This window comes from Streptomyces sp. NPDC048172, assembly GCF_043202595.1.
Classification (GTDB): Bacteria; Actinomycetota; Actinomycetes; order Streptomycetales; family Streptomycetaceae; genus Streptomyces.
In genome coordinates this window covers 505,173-521,744 of the sequence record NZ_JBIDAT010000006.1, presented here as the reverse complement: position 1 = coordinate 521,744, position 16,572 = coordinate 505,173, and the positions used below count along the sequence as shown (strand labels likewise).

14 protein-coding genes are annotated in these 16,572 nt (G+C 71.0%); 4 read left to right on the top strand and 10 right to left on the bottom strand.

What is annotated here, in order from left to right:
* Positions 1-38: 38 nt before the first annotated feature.
* Positions 39-1,952 (bottom strand): collagenase, encoded by a 1,914-nt coding sequence (locus tag ACGF3A_RS28105; protein ID WP_393733126.1) that lies wholly within the window; start codon positions 1,950-1,952, stop codon positions 39-41.
* 224 nt (positions 1,953-2,176) lie between these two features.
* Between ACGF3A_RS28105 and ACGF3A_RS28100 the strand changes: the two genes are divergently transcribed.
* Complete coding sequence (locus tag ACGF3A_RS28100; RefSeq protein ID WP_393733125.1) at positions 2,177-3,025, top strand: helix-turn-helix domain-containing protein; 849 nt, start codon at positions 2,177-2,179, stop codon at positions 3,023-3,025.
* Between the two features lie 37 nt (positions 3,026-3,062).
* Here the strand turns inward: ACGF3A_RS28100 and ACGF3A_RS28095 are convergent, their stop codons facing one another.
* Positions 3,063-3,929 (bottom strand): aminotransferase class V-fold PLP-dependent enzyme, encoded by an 867-nt coding sequence (locus ACGF3A_RS28095; protein ID WP_393733124.1) that lies wholly within the window; start codon positions 3,927-3,929, stop codon positions 3,063-3,065.
* Positions 3,930-4,490: 561 nt separating this feature from the next.
* Here ACGF3A_RS28095 and ACGF3A_RS28090 point away from each other — a divergent pair.
* Positions 4,491-5,183, top strand: a complete 693-nt coding sequence (locus tag ACGF3A_RS28090; RefSeq protein WP_393733123.1) for a FadR/GntR family transcriptional regulator — start codon at positions 4,491-4,493, stop codon at positions 5,181-5,183.
* A gap of 18 nt (positions 5,184-5,201) precedes the next feature.
* Here ACGF3A_RS28090 and ACGF3A_RS28085 read toward each other — a convergent pair whose 3' ends face one another.
* The 4 genes from ACGF3A_RS28085 to ACGF3A_RS28070 form a co-directional block, all read right to left on the bottom strand.
* Positions 5,202-6,335, bottom strand: a complete 1,134-nt coding sequence (locus ACGF3A_RS28085) for an agmatine/peptidylarginine deiminase (RefSeq protein WP_393733122.1) — start codon at positions 6,333-6,335, stop codon at positions 5,202-5,204.
* A gap of 63 nt (positions 6,336-6,398) precedes the next feature.
* Positions 6,399-7,025, bottom strand: a complete 627-nt coding sequence (locus ACGF3A_RS28080) for a TetR/AcrR family transcriptional regulator (protein ID WP_393733121.1) — start codon at positions 7,023-7,025, stop codon at positions 6,399-6,401.
* Positions 7,026-7,065: 40 nt separating this feature from the next.
* Positions 7,066-8,112: an amidinotransferase gene (locus tag ACGF3A_RS28075; RefSeq protein ID WP_393733120.1), complete on the bottom strand. Its 1,047-nt coding sequence runs from the start codon at positions 8,110-8,112 to the stop codon at positions 7,066-7,068.
* Between the two features lie 64 nt (positions 8,113-8,176).
* Positions 8,177-8,599, bottom strand: a complete 423-nt coding sequence (locus tag ACGF3A_RS28070) for a Fur family transcriptional regulator (RefSeq protein WP_393733119.1) — start codon at positions 8,597-8,599, stop codon at positions 8,177-8,179.
* Between the two features lie 271 nt (positions 8,600-8,870).
* Here ACGF3A_RS28070 and katG point away from each other — a divergent pair, with 271 nt between their 5' ends.
* Positions 8,871-11,096, top strand: a complete 2,226-nt coding sequence (katG, locus tag ACGF3A_RS28065) for a catalase/peroxidase HPI (protein WP_393733118.1) — start codon at positions 8,871-8,873, stop codon at positions 11,094-11,096.
* 24 nt (positions 11,097-11,120) lie between these two features.
* Here the strand turns inward: katG and ACGF3A_RS28060 are convergent, their stop codons facing one another.
* The 4 genes from ACGF3A_RS28060 to ACGF3A_RS28045 form a co-directional block, all read right to left on the bottom strand.
* Entirely contained in the window at positions 11,121-11,549 is a 429-nt protein-coding gene (locus ACGF3A_RS28060) for a hypothetical protein (RefSeq protein ID WP_393733117.1), read from the bottom strand.
* Positions 11,550-11,675: 126 nt separating this feature from the next.
* Positions 11,676-12,458 carry a phosphodiesterase gene (locus ACGF3A_RS28055; RefSeq protein WP_393733116.1) on the bottom strand — a complete coding sequence of 261 codons (783 nt, stop codon included), beginning with the start codon at positions 12,456-12,458 and terminating at the stop codon, positions 11,676-11,678.
* Positions 12,459-12,503: 45 nt separating this feature from the next.
* On the bottom strand, positions 12,504-13,538 hold the full coding sequence (locus ACGF3A_RS28050) for a hemolysin family protein (protein WP_393733115.1): 1,035 nt from the start codon (positions 13,536-13,538) through the stop codon (positions 12,504-12,506).
* The gene (locus ACGF3A_RS28045; RefSeq protein ID WP_393733114.1) at positions 13,535-14,908 is read right to left on the bottom strand and encodes a hemolysin family protein; all 1,374 of its coding nucleotides are present in this window, start codon (positions 14,906-14,908) and stop codon (positions 13,535-13,537) included. Before ACGF3A_RS28045 ends, ACGF3A_RS28050 begins: the two co-directional genes overlap by 4 nt.
* A 367-nt stretch (positions 14,909-15,275) precedes the next feature.
* Here ACGF3A_RS28045 and ACGF3A_RS28040 point away from each other — a divergent pair, with 367 nt between their 5' ends.
* Positions 15,276-16,568 carry an LCP family protein gene (locus tag ACGF3A_RS28040; RefSeq protein ID WP_393733397.1) on the top strand — a complete coding sequence of 431 codons (1,293 nt, stop codon included), beginning with the start codon at positions 15,276-15,278 and terminating at the stop codon, positions 16,566-16,568.
* The last annotated feature ends 4 nt before the right edge of the window (positions 16,569-16,572 follow it).

The following is a 16,572-nucleotide window of genomic DNA, read 5'->3' as shown; positions in this document are numbered from 1 at the left end:
CCGCGGGTCGCGGACGGGGCACCGGGTCATCGGTAGGACTACCGCGCGGCGGCGGTGCCGCCGCAGTCACCGGCGGAGCACTTGCTCAGCCAGGCGGCGAAGTCGGCGTCGTAACGGTTGCCGATGGTGCTGGTCAGCAGCGTGCGCGCGGCCTCCCAGTCACCGTTGCGGTAGTGGCCCAGCAGCGCGCTGACGTCATCCGGGTGGTACTGGATGAGGTAGCGGACCGCCAGGTAGCCCCACTGGTACGTGCGGGTCGTGTTGGTGTTCTGGTACGTGGTGTCGAAGAGGGTGCTGAGGGCGTACGTGTTCTTGCCCGCCTCCTCGATCGCCTTCTCGTTGGGGATGTCGCGGTACCCGTAGTTGATGTACTCGGCGAAGCCCTCGACCCACATGACCGTCGGGGTCTTCATGTTCTCCTCGAAGTCGCCGTACATGTTGAACCGGCCGTCGAGGTAGTGCGTGTACTCGTGGTTGAGGTTCCAGATCTCGAACTTGTCGGACCACTCCGCGCGGTAGGCGATGAAGCGCGGCAGATTGCCTTCCTTGGCCGGGTCGCCCTCCAGGTACATGCCGCCGTTGTTGGTGTCGATGCCGAAGATGACGCCCGCGTAGGTCTGGTAGTCGAGGCTGGAGTCGAAGGCGACGACCTCCAGCTTGGTGTTCTTGTCGTCCTTGACCGGGCCGGTGTCCTTGGCCACGCCGTGGAAGAACGCGTCCTGCCCCAGCATGCTCTTGCAGGACTCGGCCAGCTGCTCGTCGTTCAGCTTCTGCGCCACGATCTCCAGGGTCTCGCCGCACGTGTGCTTGACCGGCAGCACCGCCTCACGTACGCGCTTCTGAAGGTCGCACGTGCCGAAGAAGTCGCAGTTCTCCTTGTCGTAGAAGTCCATCATCTCGGCGACGCCGACCCAGAGCGCGGCCGTGGCGGGGTCGTTGAGTGCGGTGGCGTCGAGCAGCTCCTTGGCCAGCGGACGGACCGCCTCGCGGAGCTTGTCGTGCTGCACCAGCCGGCCCAGCTCCCGGCCCGCGTTGGTGGTCAGGAACTGCTTGTCGGTGCCGATGAGGTCCTTGTGCTCGACGGCGAAGTCGCGCAGGAGCGTGAGCACGCTCTTGTCGGCCGCCACGGCGTCGACGAACTCGGGCAGCCAGTTGCCGCGGAAGAGCACGGTGTAGCTGCTGTTGACCGCGTTCACCATCCAGTAGAACTTGTCGTACGAGGAGTCGTAGCCGGAGAGCAGCTTCTTGACCACGTCGAGGTAGCGGGCGTTCTCCATGGCGCTGTCGATCAGGATCACCGACTCGGAGAGCGTCTGGCCGTTGGCCTCCGTCACGTCGTACGCGTGGGACGAGTGGAAGAAGGCGTCGAGGCCGCCCTGGATGGCGGTCTTCAGCGCCTGTCCGTACTCGCCGACGCCGTCGGGGTCGCCGTACTGCACGTAGTAACCGGCGCGCAGGTAGAGCACGAGCTGGGTGATCGAGGAGCTGTTGTCGCCCTGGTAGTCGGCGGCGGTGTCCCGGTAGGCGTTGGCGACCGTGACCATCTGCGACTCCTGGAAGAGCGCGCGGGCGTCGGCGCCTGTCACGGAGAACAGGGTGTTGACGCACGCCGTCTCCGACGCCTTGATCTGGTCGATCAGCGCGGGGCCGGTCTTCGAGGCGAAGTCGCCGACGTTGCAGCCCGCTTGGGCCTTCCCTGTCGCGGAGCGGGCCAGCCTGCGCGCGGTGGCGCCGGTGTTGGCCACATGGGGCCGGATCAGGGTGGCGGCCCGTTCCGGCGAGGCGTCCTTCGCCGGGCTGCCGGGCGCGAGGCTGGCGGCGAGCGCGTCGGGGGTGGCCTGTCCGGGAGCGGGGACGGACTTCGGTGCGGGTGCCTTGGCGGGGGCCTTGCCAGGCGTCGGCTTCGCTTCGGCGGCGGGGGCGATCAGTGCGTACCCCGCCCCCAGACACATGACCAGGGCGGCTACCAGAAGGTAGAACCCCGTTCTCGAAATGGGGGGTCTGGCTATCAAGAGAGCCTCCGAGTTCTTCGGGGCCGTGCGCATGCGTGGTCGCAGGTGTCCGCACCTGGCTGTCATGCACACGGAGTGTTGTGCCATGTAAAATTTCACATGTCACATAGCTCGCCAAGTTCCCGGTATTCGCTGACACTTGCACTTTTGTTGGGTGCTACGGCATGAGCGGAACGCGCCCTGAGCGGTGGCAGTGGCGACCGGTGCTGACGCCGAAAGAGCCGCACGCGGGACTGAGTTGCACGACCCTCGGCGTGCGGGACGTGCCCGCTCGCGGTGCGGGTCCGCGCGTGGTGGACCACCACGTCGCGCTGGTCCTGCTGTCGGGCTCCGGCTGGTTCTCCTGGGGCCGACGTGAACGCGTACGCGTGGGCGCCCCGGTGCTGCTGTGGCTCCTGCCCGGCATCCCGCACCGCTACGGACCGGGCGGTACCGGCTGGACGGTGTGCTTCGCGGGATTCACGGGCGCCGCCGTGACCGCCTGCGCGCGGCGTGGCCTCGTCCCCGCCCCGGACGAGGACGAGAACGAGGACGAAGTCGTCGTTCCCCTCACCTCTGCCGCCCCCGCCCGCCGCACCATCCGTAAACTCGCCACGGTCTGCGACGAGTCCGAACCCGCCTTCGACGCCACGTCCGCCGCGGGCCTCCACGAACTCCTGGCCACGCTGCGCCGCTCCCGGTCCACCCCGCCGACGCGCCCCCTGGCGGCCGTCGAGGAGCTGACCCACTCCGCCCACTTGCCGATCTCGGTGGCCGAGCAGGCCCGACGGCTCTCGCTGCCCCCGGCCGCGCTGCGCGACGAGATCCGGTGCACGACCGGCTGCAACCCGAAGGACTTCGTCCTCGGCACCCGGCTGAACACCGCCAAGCACCTCCTGGCCACCACGGACCTCAAGGTCTCGTCCATCGCCCGCCGTATCGGCTACGCGGAACCGGCGTACTTCACGCGGCTGTTCACGCGACGCGTAGGACTGCCCCCGCGCGCCTTCCGGCGCGAGCGCCGCCCGTCCTGAACCCTCCGGGGGTGCGGCCCCTCACCTCCCGGCCCTCTCATGCCGGGACGTCCGCGGAGCGGGACCGGGCCTCCTCCAGGCAGGCGGGCAGGTGCTCGGCCAGGTGGGCGTAGTCGTCGGACGTGTTGTAGAGGTGCGCGGACAGTCGCAGGAAGCCGCGCCCGTTCCAGGTGGTGCAGGCGGCGTCGCAGCCCGTACGGGCGGAGACGAGACGCTGCAGGGCGTGCGCGGCCTCCTGGGTGCCCGCCAGTCCCGGCGGCAGCGGAACGAGTCGCATGGCGGGCGCCTGACAGGCCGTCAACTCCGCCGCTTCCGCGGCCAGCACCCTGGCGAGGATGCCTTGCGCCTCGTCGGCGAGCTGCTCCATGCGGCCGCGGGCGGCGTCCCAGCCGTAGCGGCGCTCGATGAGGTCGAGCGCGGCCGGGGCCGCGAGCCAGGCGGTGAGGTCCACCGTGCCCTGGTGGTCGAAGCGTCGGGGGAACGGCTCCGGCGCGCCCCAGGAGTCGATGACGGGGTGGAGCTCCTGAGCCAGTGCGCCCCGCGCGACCAGGGCGGCCGTGCCGCGCGGGGCACAGGCCCACTTGTGCAGATTGCCGACCCAGTAGTCCGCGGCGCCCGCGTGGGCCAGGGGATCGGCGAGCATCCCGGGACCGTGCGCGCCGTCCACCAGGACGCGGGCGCCGACCCCGTGGGCGGCCGACACCAGTGCGGCCACGGGGAGGACGCGGGCGGTCGCGGAGGTGATCTGGTCGACGACGAGGAGGGAGACGGGGCGCCCCTCGGCCAGCGCGGCGCCGACCCGTTCGGTGATCTCCCCCCTCGTCGGCCCCCAGCGGCAGACGCACCCGGCGGACGTACGCCCCGTCCCGGCGCGCGGCCCGTTCGACCGCCCAGGCGACGGCACCGTAGACATGGTCCGTCAGCAGCACCTCGGAGCCCGGCGCGAGCGTGATGCTGCCCAGCACCGCGCTGACGCCCGCACTGGCGCTCGGTACGAACGCCAGCTCCTCGGGCCGGGCGCGCAGATAACGGGCGACGTGCGTACGGGCCTCCGCCACCCGTTCGGGCAGCTCACGGAACCACGGATCGGGACCGGCCTCCATCTCCGCCCGCAGCGCCTGCTGCCGCGCGAGCGCCTCGCGCGGCACCGCGCCGTAGGAGCCGTGGTTCAGGTGGCGGACGGCCGGATCGAGGGCCCAGTCGGCGAGGGCGTCGCGGGGCGGACCGGTCGGATCAGGCAGATCGGGCGGATCGGCAGCGGGCATACGAGGGTCCCTTCCTGGAGTCATCTGATGACTTCGTGGATCGCCAGGGAGGTTACGCGGGTGGGCACGCATGGGACCAGGGGCCCCGGAGTAGAGTCATCAGATGACTCCCGCGTCGGCGGTACGGTGACGCGGAGCGCGAGCAGCACCACGACCAGAACCAGGACCAGGGGCCGGAACGGACAACGGGGGCAGGCGAGATGGCAGCGACGGACACGGCGGCGCGCGGCCTGCGCGCCATGATCGGCAGCGGCGAACTGGCCCCGGGCCAGCAGTTGCCGCCCGAACCCGAGCTCTGCGCCCGCCTCGGCGTCTCCCGCGGCTCCCTGCGCGAGGCGGTCCGTTCGCTGGCGGCCCTCGGGATGCTGGAGTCCCGGCACGGCTCGGGCACCTACGTCTCGGCGCTCGTACCGGCGCAGATGCTCGTCGGCTTCGCGGCCACCGTGGACGTGCTGCCCCTGGACGGCCTGCTGGAACTCTTCGACGTACGCCGCGCGCTGGAGTCGCAGGCCGCCGCCCTGGCGGCCGCGCGCGCCGCACCCGGTGTGGTCGAGCGGCTGCGCGACCTGCACGCACGGCTGTCGTCGACCGAGGACGACGACGAACTCCACGACCTCGACCGGGAGTTCCACGCCACCCTGAGCGCGGCGAGCGGCAACGACACCCTCGCCGCGCTCTGCGACATCCTCCGCTCCCGCGGCCGTCACTACAGCGTCTACGGCACCGAGGAGACCGCCGCGTTCCGGGTCGCCAGCGACCTCGGCCACGAGGCCCTCATCGCGGCGCTCGCCGCCCGCGACCCCCAGGCCGCCGCCGCGGCCGCCGGCAGCCACCTCTCCCAGACGGAGAGCTGGCTGCGCCGCCTGCGCCCGGCGCCCGGGTCAGGCCGCTGAGACGGGAAGTCTCCTGCCCTACGCGGCTGGTTCGCCTGGTTGGTCGTGGGTCGAGCAGTGGATGCCGCCCCCGCCCGAGGCGATGTTGTCGATCTTCACCGGCACGATGTCGCGCTTGGGGAAGTGCTCCTGGAGGATGCCCTTCGCACGGTCGTCGGCCTTGACGTCGCCGAAGCGGGGCATGAAGACCGCGTCGTTGGCGACGTAGAAGTTCGCGTAGGTGGAGACGAAGTCGTCGCCCCGGCCGGAGATCTCGTAGAGGTCGGGCTGCGGGAGGTCGACGACCTCGAAGGGCTTCCCCCGGGCGTCGGTCGCCTTCCGCAGCACCTTCTTCGCCTGCTCCGCCGAGCGCGACCAGACGTCCGGAGGGCTGCCGGGGTACGCCTTGTCGACGAGGACGACGCCGGGCTCGGTGAAGCGGACCAGGCTGTCGACGTGCGCGTCGGTGATGTCCTGGCCGCGCACCCCCTTCAGCCAGATCACCTTCTCGATGCCGAGCGTGCGCTTGATCTCGGACTCGATCCGGTCGCGGCTCTTCCCCGGATTGCGGTTCCTGTTGACGATCGAACTCTCGGTGATCAGCAGGGTGCCCTCGCCGTCGGTCTCGAACGAGCCGCCCTCGCCGACGAACGGGGCCTTGGTACGGGGAATGCCGTACTCGGCGAGGATCTCCCGGCCGACCTCGGCGTCGTTCCTGTGCTCCTGCTTCTTTCCCCAGCCGTTGAAGTTCAGGTCGACGCCCAGGACCTTCCCTGACTTCTCCTCGACGAAGACCGGAACGGTGTCCCGTGCCCACAGGTCGTCGACCTTGAGCGGAATCACCTCGACCTCGGAACCGCAGGCTCTCTGGGCCGCCGCCCGCTGACCGGGCCTGGCCATCATCACCACGGCCTCGTACTCCGCCACGGTGCGGGCTACCCGGGCGATGTCCCGCCGCACGCCGGGGAGCTGGTCGCCCCACACCGATTCGAGGGCGGGCCAGGACATGAAGGTGCGCTTGTGGCTCTCCCACTCGGCGCCGAACCGGCGCCCTGGCGCCGCGCCGCCCTCGTCGTCACAGGCCGTGAGTCCCAGTGCGACCGCGCCGAACCCGGCGAAGGAGCGCAGCGCGCCGCGTCGGGAGAAAGGGGAAGGGGAAGGGGAAGGGGGCACGGAAGTCTCCGGTGGTGGTGTCGTGCCCTCACTGTCACACTGACTGAACTTTCAGTCAAACACCTACGGGTGCTCCAGCCGCTCCAGCTCCACCGCGATCGCCTCCCGCATCAGCGCGCGGGCGTGCGCGAGGGGGAGGATTCCGCTGAGCCAGCGCATGCTCAGCCCCTCCAGCAGCGCGGTCAACCGCTCGGCGGCGAGGGCGAGGGTGCCGGCGGGGGCCATGGGCTGCACCTGGCCCAGGAGGTCGGCGACGGCCTGCACCCAGGTCAGGGACGCCTTGGCCAGGTCGTGCCGCAGGTCGGGCTCGAAGACGGCGCTGGCCCGCAGCTCTCCCCAGGCCGTGCTGTTCTCCCGTACGAGCTCGTCGTCCTGCAGTTCGAGCAGCAGGGCCCGCTCCAGCTCCTGCCGGGGCTCCAGGGGTTCCAGAGGCTCCCGGGGCTTGGGGGATTCCTGCGGCTCCGCGCCCGGCTCGCCCCCGGTGGTGTACCGCTCGGCGCGGTCGTTGATGAACTCCAGGGTCCGGCGCAGGACCCCGGCGCGGTCCTTGAAGTGGTAGTAGATCAGCGCGGTGGACACCCCGGCCTCGGCGGCCAGCTCCTCGACGCGCAGCCCCCGGACCCCGCGCCGGGCGATGACGCGCGCGGCGGACTCCAGGATCGCGGTTCTGCGGTCACTCGCGGTTGTCACTCTGCGGACCGAACCTCTCCGTCATCGACTGAAAATCTCGTCAGGGAGGCAGGATCCCGGCCGTCCCCCGAACATTCTGGCCCACCGGTGAATCCCGCCGCTCACGGCGGACCGGGTGGTGCGAGCAGCGGAAGCCGCCGCCGAAGGGAGTGACGGCGTCGTAGTCGAGGGTGTGGACGGTGACGCCGTGGGCGGTGAGGGCCTCGGCGAGGCGGGGGAGTCTGCTGTCGAGGACGACCACGCCGGGTTCGAGCACGAGGACGTTCGCGGCGAGGAGTTCGAGGGCGTCGTCGAGGGAGACCTCGATCAGGTCCCAGTCGGCGAGGAGGCGGGGGATCCCCTCGGTGAACTGTTCGCGGGCCACGATCGCCAGGCCCTCGCGGGGCGCCGCGAGCCCGTCGTCCAGGTGCAGGACGCGGGGGTGGAGGGGGACCGGGTGGACGCGGTGACGGTCGCCGAGCAGCTCGCGGAGCCAGTCCACGCCCGCCTCGTCGGTGGCGAACCGCCCCTCGCCGACGCCGACGAGCACGTCCTCGCCGAAGAGCATCACGTCGCCGCCCTCCAGGAACGGGCCCTCGGCGGTGGCGATCTCCGGGAGGGGCGCGGGGCAGCCCGGCGGGACCACCACATGGCGGGCCCCGCGCGCGACCAGTTCGCGGAAGAGGGGGCGCAGCCCGTACCGCTCCTTGGCCCGGTGCGGCATGCGCAGGGAGGCCTCGATCACCGTGTCCCCGATGACGATCATCGGGTCCCGGACGAAGTGCTGGAGCGAGACGGGGGCGAACTCCTCGTGGATCCGCCGCTCGGCGGGGCTCAGGGGGCGGGGCCGGTGGACGGTGATCCCGCGTCCCCGGAGGAAGGCGGCGAGCGCGTCCAGCTGCTCCTGGCAGCGCGCGAACCACTCCGGCGCCGCCTCCGACCAGCGCCTTCCGGCGAGGGACGGGCCCCGGTCCAGGAGGGCGGCGGGCAGGAAGGAGAGGGTCTCCAGCTGGCTCAGGTCGGCGGGGAAGGTGAAGTCGGGGGCCCGTCCGACGACGACCTCGCTCAGCCTGTCCCACTCCCGCGTCACGCTCACGCCCGTGTCCACGCCCGCAACGTAAGCTCCCGTACGGCCGGACCGGTGGGCCGGACCGGCGGAGGAGGCGCGCGGCTCACCCGGACAGCGCACCGCAGTCCGCGCACAGGCCCCTGAACGTCACCTCCATCGCGTGGACGACGAAGCCGAAGCTCTCGGACTCCGGGAGGCCGTCGGGCAGGTCGCCGTCGGGGTGGACGTCGCGGATCGTGCCGCAGTCGGTGCAGACCAGATGGTGGTGGGGGCGGTGCGCGTTCGGGTCGTAGAGCTTGGCGCGGCCGATGCTGGACACCTCGGTCACCTCGCCGAGCGCGACGAGCTCACCGAGCGTGTTGTACACGGTCGTGCGCGCGATCTCCGGCAGCAGGACGGAGGCGCGCTCCAGCACCTCGTCCGCGGTGAGATGGACGTGCCTGCCGGCGAGAACCTGGGCGACCACCCGGCGCTGCGCGGTCATCCGCCAGCCACGCGCGCGCAGCCGTTCCAGCAGGTCGCTCATGCCCACCACCCATCGCTGCGTCTACTGACGGAAAGATCTGTGAAACCGGTGCCCGCACGCCCTGGTTCTCGTATTGACTTGGATTGTGTCCATCGTAGGATCGGTTCCAGCGTGAGCCAATACACAGGACGGCGTCCAGGGAATGCCGGTGACGGTTCAACTGACGTGCCCCTCCGGGCAGTTGGCCTGTCCGAGCGCATCGCCGCACCGAGGCCGTTCGCACACCCTCAGTTCCCGAGCGCCGTGAACCGTCTGGCCCGGAAGGATGCCCATGCCTGAGAACAATGATGCCAATGCCGCAGAGGTGACCCCGGAGACCGAAGGCGGCTGCCCGGTCGCGCACGGACGCGCCGCGCACCCGACGCAGGGCGGCGGCAACCGCCAGTGGTGGCCCGACCGGCTCAACCTCAAGATCCTGGCGAAGAATTCCCCCGTCACCAACCCGATGGGCGAGGAGTGGAGCTACGCCGAGGCGTTCAAGACCCTCGACCTCCCGGCGGTCAAGCGGGACATCGCCGAGGTGCTCACGACCTCGCAGGACTTCTGGCCCGCCGACTTCGGCCACTACGGCCCGCTGATGATCCGTATGGCCTGGCACAGCGCCGGTACGTACCGGATCAGCGACGGCCGCGGCGGCGCGGGCTCGGGGCAGCAGCGCTTCGCCCCGCTGAACAGCTGGCCGGACAACGCCAGCCTGGACAAGGCCCGTCGGCTGCTCTGGCCGGTCAAGCAGAAGTACGGCGAGAAGATCTCCTGGGCCGACCTCCTGGTCCTCACCGGGAACGTGGCGCTGGAGACGATGGGCCTGCAGACCTTCGGCTTCGCGGGCGGCCGGGTGGACGCCTGGGAGTCCGAGGAGGACGTCTACTGGGGCCCGGAGACCGAGTGGCTCGGTGACACGCGCTACACCGGCGACCGCCACCTGGAGGAGCCCCTCGGCGCCGTCCAGATGGGCCTCATCTACGTCAACCCCGAGGGCCCCAACGGCAATCCGGACCCGATCGCCGCGGCCCGCGACATCCGCGAGACGTTCCGCCGCATGGCGATGAACGACGAGGAGACCGTCGCCCTCATCGCCGGTGGCCACACCTTCGGCAAGACCCACGGAGCGGGCCCCGACAGCAACGTCGGCGCCGACCCGGAGGGCGCGCCGATGGAGCAGATGGGCCTCGGCTGGAAGAGCTCCTTCAATACCGGCATCGGCAAGGACGCCATCACCTCGGGCCTGGAGGTCATCTGGACGTCCACCCCGACCCAGTGGGGCAACGGGTTCTTCACGAACCTGTTCGAGTACGAGTACGAGCTGACGCAGAGCCCGGCCGGAGCCAACCAGTGGGTCGCGAAGGACGCCCCGGAGAACGTGCCGGACGCGCACGACCCGGAGAAGAAGCACCGCCCGCGGATGCTCACCACCGACCTCTCGCTGCGCTACGACCCGATCTACGAGCCGATCTCCCGGCGCTTCTACGAGAACCCGGAGGAGTTCGCGGACACCTTCGCCCGCGCCTGGTTCAAGCTGACGCACCGTGACATGGGCCCCGTCGCGCGCTACCTCGGCCCGGAGGTCCCCGCCGAGACGCTGCTCTGGCAGGACCCGCTGCCCGAGCGCACCGGCGAGCTGATCGACGCCGCGGACGTCGCCTCCCTCAAGGAGAAGGTCCTCGGTACGGACCTCACGGTCGCCCAGCTCGTCTCCACCGCCTGGGCCTCCGCCTCCACGTACCGCGGCAGCGACAAGCGCGGCGGGGCCAACGGTGCCCGCGTCCGCCTGGAGCCGCAGCGGAGCTGGGAGGTCAACGACCCGGAGCAGCTCGCGCAGGTGCTGCGCGTGCTGGAGGGCGTCCAGGAGTCCTTCAACTCCTCGGCCTCCGGGGGCAAGCACGTCTCGCTGGCCGACCTGATCGTGCTCGGCGGCTGCGCGGCCGTCGAGAAGGCGGCCAAGGACGCCGGGCACGACATCGAGGTGCCCTTCACGCCGGGCCGCGTGGACGCCACCGAGGAGCTGACGGACGCCGAGTCCTTCGCCGCGCTGGAGCCCTCCGTCGACGGCTTCCGCAACTACCAGGGCAAGGGCAACCGGCTCCCCGCCGAGTACCTCCTCGTCGACAAGGGCAACCTGCTCACCCTCAGCGCGCCCGAGCTGACCGTCCTCGTCGGCGGCCTGCGCGTGCTGGGCGCCAACCAGGGCGGCTCGCGGCACGGCGCCCTCACCGAGCGCCCGGGCAAGCTGACGAACGACTTCTTCGTCAACCTGCTCGACATGGCCACGACCTGGAAGGCGACCTCCGAGGCGCAGGACGAGTTCGAGGGCCGGGACGCGTCGAGCGGAGCGGTCCGCTGGACGGGCACCCGCGCCGACCTCGTCTTCGGCGCGAACGCGGAACTCCGCGCGGTCGCCGAGGTCTACGCGAGCGACGCCTCCGAGAAGAAGTTCGTGCGGGACTTCGTCAAGGCCTGGGACAAGGTCATGAACCTGGACCGCTTCGAGCTGTCCTGACCCCGGCCGTCCCCCGGCGACGGGCTACAGCCCGTCGCCGGGGGAGCTGGGCAGCGGCTCCGACGGCGGGCCGGACGGCTGCGGCCCGGGGTTCGTCAGGCTCGGGCTCTCGTCGGGACCGCCGGAGTTCCCCTTGTTGCGCACGGTGTTCCCCACCGTCGTCCCGCTTCCCGGTTCGTCCTTCACGACACTGGTGATCGGTTTTCCCTGACGGCCCTCGAAATACGTCGCTCCCACCAGTGGGATCGTGAATCCCAGCAACCCCAGAAGAAGCGCCACCGCGAGTACGTTGGATTCCACGACGAGTGCGGTGAGCGCCATGACAGCCCCCACGGCCACCAGCGTCCACAGCGTCTCGTCCTCTCCCATGTGGGCGAACGCCCAGGTGGCCGCCGACCCGGCCACACCCTCGACGACCCACCCCAGAACCAGAATTCCACCCCTGGACGCCATGGCTCCCCCTTGCCACTGGAATTCCACCACTAACAGGTCCGCTTGAACGGGACCTGCCGGATGAATTCCCAAAGAGTACTGCTCCGGGCCCTCTGGAATCCGAAATCCAGAACCTTTTTGCAGACCCTAGAAATAGCCGACGGGTGCCGCGCCGTGGCTGATGGGAACGGTGTGGGTGACCCACGCGGAACCGCTGCGAAGGTGGAGGAGGAAGGACGTGGGCTCCGGCAGGTGGCCGGGTACGGCGTCGTGCAGCACCAGGCCGCTCTGCAGGTGGGTGCTGGGAGCGGTGGCCAGGACACTTCCGCCGAACGCGGCCGTGACCTGGCGGTGCACATGACCCGCCAGGACGCGTACGACGTTGCCGTGCTGGGCCAGTAGACCGGCCAGCTCCTCCCCGTTCTCCAGGCCCATCCTGTCCAGGAACGGGATGCCGACGGGGAGGGGCGGATGGTGCAGGCAGACGACGGCGGGGGTCCGCGGCCTGCGGGCGAGGACGCTGTCCAGCCACTCCAGCTGCGGCGCCCCCAGACGCCCTCCCGGTGCCCCGGCGACGGTCGAGTCCAGGACGATCAGCGTGAGGGCGGGGAGTTCCACCGCGTAGGACGTGCCCTCCGCGCCGCCCAGAAAGGGCGTGCCGCCGAACTCGTCCAGCAGCGCCGCGGGATCGTCATGGTTGCCCGCGGCCAGGTGCAGCGGCAGCGGGAAGCCGCCGATGACCTCGCGCAGCGCGCGGTACTCCTCCGGGGCGCCCCGTTCCACGAGATCGCCGGTGATCACCACGCAGTCGGGCCGGGGCGAGAGCGTCAGGACGCGGCTCAGGGCACGGTGCAGGCCCTGCGCGGGGGCGCCGCCGAGCGGGCCGGTGGTGAGGTGCGGATCGCTCAGGTGCGCGAGAGACGTGGTCATCCCCGCACGCTCCACCGCCGTCCCGCTCCCGGCAAGCGGGCGTGCTCAGGGCGAAGAGGCAGCGGTGGGTTCCGGTTCGATCAGGCGGGCCAGGAGGTCGTCCAGGCTGATCAGGCCGGTCAGCTCGCCCGCGGCGTCGCGGACGACGGCGAGGGTGGTGCGGGCCTCGCGGAGGGTCTCGACGGCGTGGGCCGCGGTGGTGGCCTCGGTGAGCTCGGGGACGGGGCGGGCCAGACCCGCCGCCGTCAGCTCGCGGCCCCGGGAGCGGGCGACCAGGGCGTCGCGCGCGTGGAGCGAGCCGGTGACCGCGTCCCCGTCGCGTACGAGAAGGCGCGTGAGGTCCTTCTCGGCGGCGATCCGCAGCACGGTACCGAGGTCGGCGTCGGCGGGTACCGAGGTGATCCGCGAGGCGGGCACCTGGAGTTCGCCGACCGGCGTCAGCGGCTGGGTGAGGGAGCTGGTGAGCAGCCCGGAGTCGGTGGGGCTGATCAGGCCGAGGCGTGCGGACTCGGCGACGAGCTGAGTGAGCTGCTCGCGGTTGTGCACCGAGGTCAGCTCGTCGCGCGGGGTGACCCGGCACAGACGTACGAGAGCGTTGCTGACCCTGTTGAAGAGCCAGATCAGCGGGCGTACGACGGTGACGAGCGCGCGGAAGGCCGGCGTGAGCAGCATCGCCGAGCGCTCGGGGTGGGCGATGGCCCAGGACTTGGGCGCCATCTCGCCGAGCACCATGTGCAGGAAGACCACGAGGACCATGGCGACGGCGAACGCGATGCCGTAGCTGAGGCTCGCGGGCAGGCCGAGCCGTTCCAGGAGCGGGTCGAGGGCGTGGGAGACGGCGGGCTTGGAGATCGAGCCCAGGCCCAGGGTGCACACGGTGATGCCGAGCTGGGCCCCGGCCAGCATGAGGGACAGCTCCCGCATCCCGGCGAGCGCGGCCTTCGCGCCGCGCTCGCCCTGGGCGACCGCCTGTTCGACGCGGTGCCGCTTGGCGGCGACGAGCGCGAACTCGGCCGCGACGAAGAAGCCGCTGCCGATCAGCAGCAGGAGGGTGACGAGGAGGGCGATGGGGAAGCTCATGAGGTCGTCTCCTCCTCGTTCTCACGCGCGTCGGCCGGGCCCTGTTCCAGGTGCGGGCCCGGGCCCGGAAGGCGTTCGAGGCGTACGCGGTCGGGGACGTGGCGGTCCAGCGTCCGTACGTGGATCGCGGCGCGGTCCCCGTCGGGCAGGTCCACGGTCAGCCGGTCGTCCACGGTGGGGAAGCGGCCGAGCCGGTCGACGATGAACCCGGCGACCGTCTCGTAGTCCTGTTCCTCGGGCAGCTCGACGCCGGTCGCCGCGGCGACCTCGTCCAGGCGGCGCCCGGCGTCCACGAGCCATCCGGCGCCGTCGGCGACCGCGAGCTCCACGACGGTGTCGCTCTCGTCCGCGATGTCGCCGACGAGTTCCTCGGCGATGTCCTCGTAGGTGACGATGCCGTCGAGCCCGCCGTGCTCGTCGAGGACGACCGCGAACTCGTCGTCGCGCTCGCGCATCCGCGCCACCGCGTCGGGCAGCGGCAGGGTGTCGGGCAGCAGCAGCGCGGGGCGGGCGAGCGTCGCGGCGGTGCTGTCGTCGAACCGGTCGGCGGGCAGCCGCATCAGCTCGCGTACGCCCAGCACCCCGGCGACGTCGTCGGGGTGGTCGCCGAGCACGGGGTAGTGGGAGTGGCCGTGCTCGGCGATGAGCCCGACGGCCTCGGCGGCCGAGGCGTCCTTGCGGACGAAGACGGCCTCGGCGCGCGGCACCATCACCTGGCCGAGGGTGCGCTCGGAGAACTCCAGGGCGTGGTCGAGCAGGTCGGCGGTGTGCCGGGGCAGGGCGCCCTGCTCGTGGGACTCGTCGATCAGATGGCTGAGCTCCTCCAGCGTGGCCCCGTGGTGCAGCTCCTCGACCGGCTCGATGCCGACCTTGCGGAGCAGGGCGTTCGCCGCGCTGTCGAAGACCCGGACGATCGGGCCGACGGCCTTGAGGTACGCCAGGGTGGACGCGGCCAGCGACTTCGCGAGCCGTTCCGGGACGGCGAGGGCCAGGTTCTTGGGGGCCAGCTCGCCCAGCACCATCTGGAGCACGGTGGCGACGACGAAGCCCGTGACGACGGAGATGCCGGAGACGGCCCCGCTCCCGAGGCCCATGCCCTCCAGCGCCGGCCGCAGCAGCGCTGAGACGGAGGGCTCGGCGAGGAAACCGACCACCAGGCCGGTGACCGTGATGCCGAGCTGGGCGCCCGAGAGCATGAATGAGAGCTTCTCCAGCACCTTCACGGCGCGTGCGGCTCTCCTGTCGCCCGCCTCGGCCTCCCGCGCGAGCGCGAGCCGGTCGGCGGCGACGTAGGCGAACTCCTGGGCGACGAAATATCCGGTGCCCGCGGTGAGGACCAGAACGGCGAGCAGACCGAGGACGGCGCTCATCCGTGGTCGCCGGAGGCAGGGTTCGTCAGGGCGGTGCTGCTGGTGGTGCGGGTACTTGGCGGCTCACCCATCGCGGGCCGTCGCTCCTTTTGCTGGGCATGCGCGGACTCGGCATGCCGGATGGACACCGTAACTTCGACAGTCACTGTAGAGGAAGGCTCTCCGGCCGTTCCGGAGCGGCGAATGCTCGCCCATTGGTTCTACAGCTATGTAGAGTGCGACCTCATGAACGTGAGTGCGATACGCCGTGCCGGGGCGGAGCCCGGCCGTGCGTGACGAGCGTCCGGGGCGCGGACGTCGCAGGAAGAAGAAGAGGCCGAAGACCCGGCTCACCCGCCGCGGGCGGATCCTCGCGTGGACCGGAGGCGTGCTGGCGGCCCTGATCCTCGGCGTCGCCGGGGTGGGCTACTGGATGTACCAGCACCTCGACGGGAACATCACGGCCACGGACCTGGACCACCGCCTCGGCGGCGACCGCCCGGACAACCTCAGCCCGGGCTCGAAGAACATCCTGGTCGTCGGCTCGGACAGCCGTGCGGGCGCGAACGCGAAGTACGGCAAGGGCCTGGAGACGATGCAGTCGGACACGCTCATGGTCGTGCACCTGGCCGCGAACCGCGAGTGGGCGACGGTGATGTCGCTGCCCCGTGACTCCTACGTCCGTATCCCCTCCTGCGAGCGGGGTGACGGGAAGAAGTCGGCGCCGCACTCCTTCAAGATCAACGAGTCCTTCGCGATCGGCGGCAGCAAGGGCGACGTGGGCGCCGCGGCGGCCTGCACCATCAAGACCGTGGAGAAGAACACCGGGCTGCGCATGGACCACTTCATGTCGGTGGACTTCCAGGGCTTCAAGGGCATGGTCAACGCGCTGGGCGGCATCGAGGTCTGCCCCAAGGAGCCGATCCACGACAAGAAGGCCCACCTCGACATGGAGGCGGGCTGCCAGACGGTCAAGGACGAGAAGGCCCTGGGCTACGTCCGTACCCGTTACAGCGTCGGCGACGGCTCCGACCTCGGCCGCATCGGCCGCCAGCAGGAGTTCATGCGGGCCCTGGCCGAGAAGGCGCAGTCGAAGCTCACCAGCCCCGACGACCTGTACGACTTCCTCGACTCCACGACCAAGTCCCTGACCACGGACAAGGAACTCGCCGGACTCAAGCCGCTGTACGACCTGGCCAACGAGGTCAAGGGCATCCCGAAGGACCGCCTCGCCTTCCTGACCGTGCCCAACTACCCGCGCCAGGCCGACGTCCCCTCCGACCGGGCCAACGTCGTCTGGCAGTACCCGCAGGCGGCCCGGCTCTTCGACAAGCTCGCCCACGACAAGGAGGTGGACGAGAAGCGGCTGAAGAAGGCGGCCCGCGAGAAGCCGATCCCCACCCGCTCCGTCCGCGTCCAGGTGCTCAACGGCACCGGCAAGGACGGACGCGCCGCCGACGTCGCCAAGGACCTGCGCGCCCTCGGCTTCACCGTGACGACGACCGGAAACGCCACCAAGGAGGTCGAGAAGACCACGGTCAGCTACCCCGAGAACCTCCGCCGCTCCGCCGAGGTCCTCGCCTCCCGCCTGCCGGACCCCGCGACCCGGGGTGGCGAGGGCGGAGTCGTCCCGGGCGCCGTCACCCTCACCGTGGGCCCCGACTACGAGGGGCTCCGCTGATCCG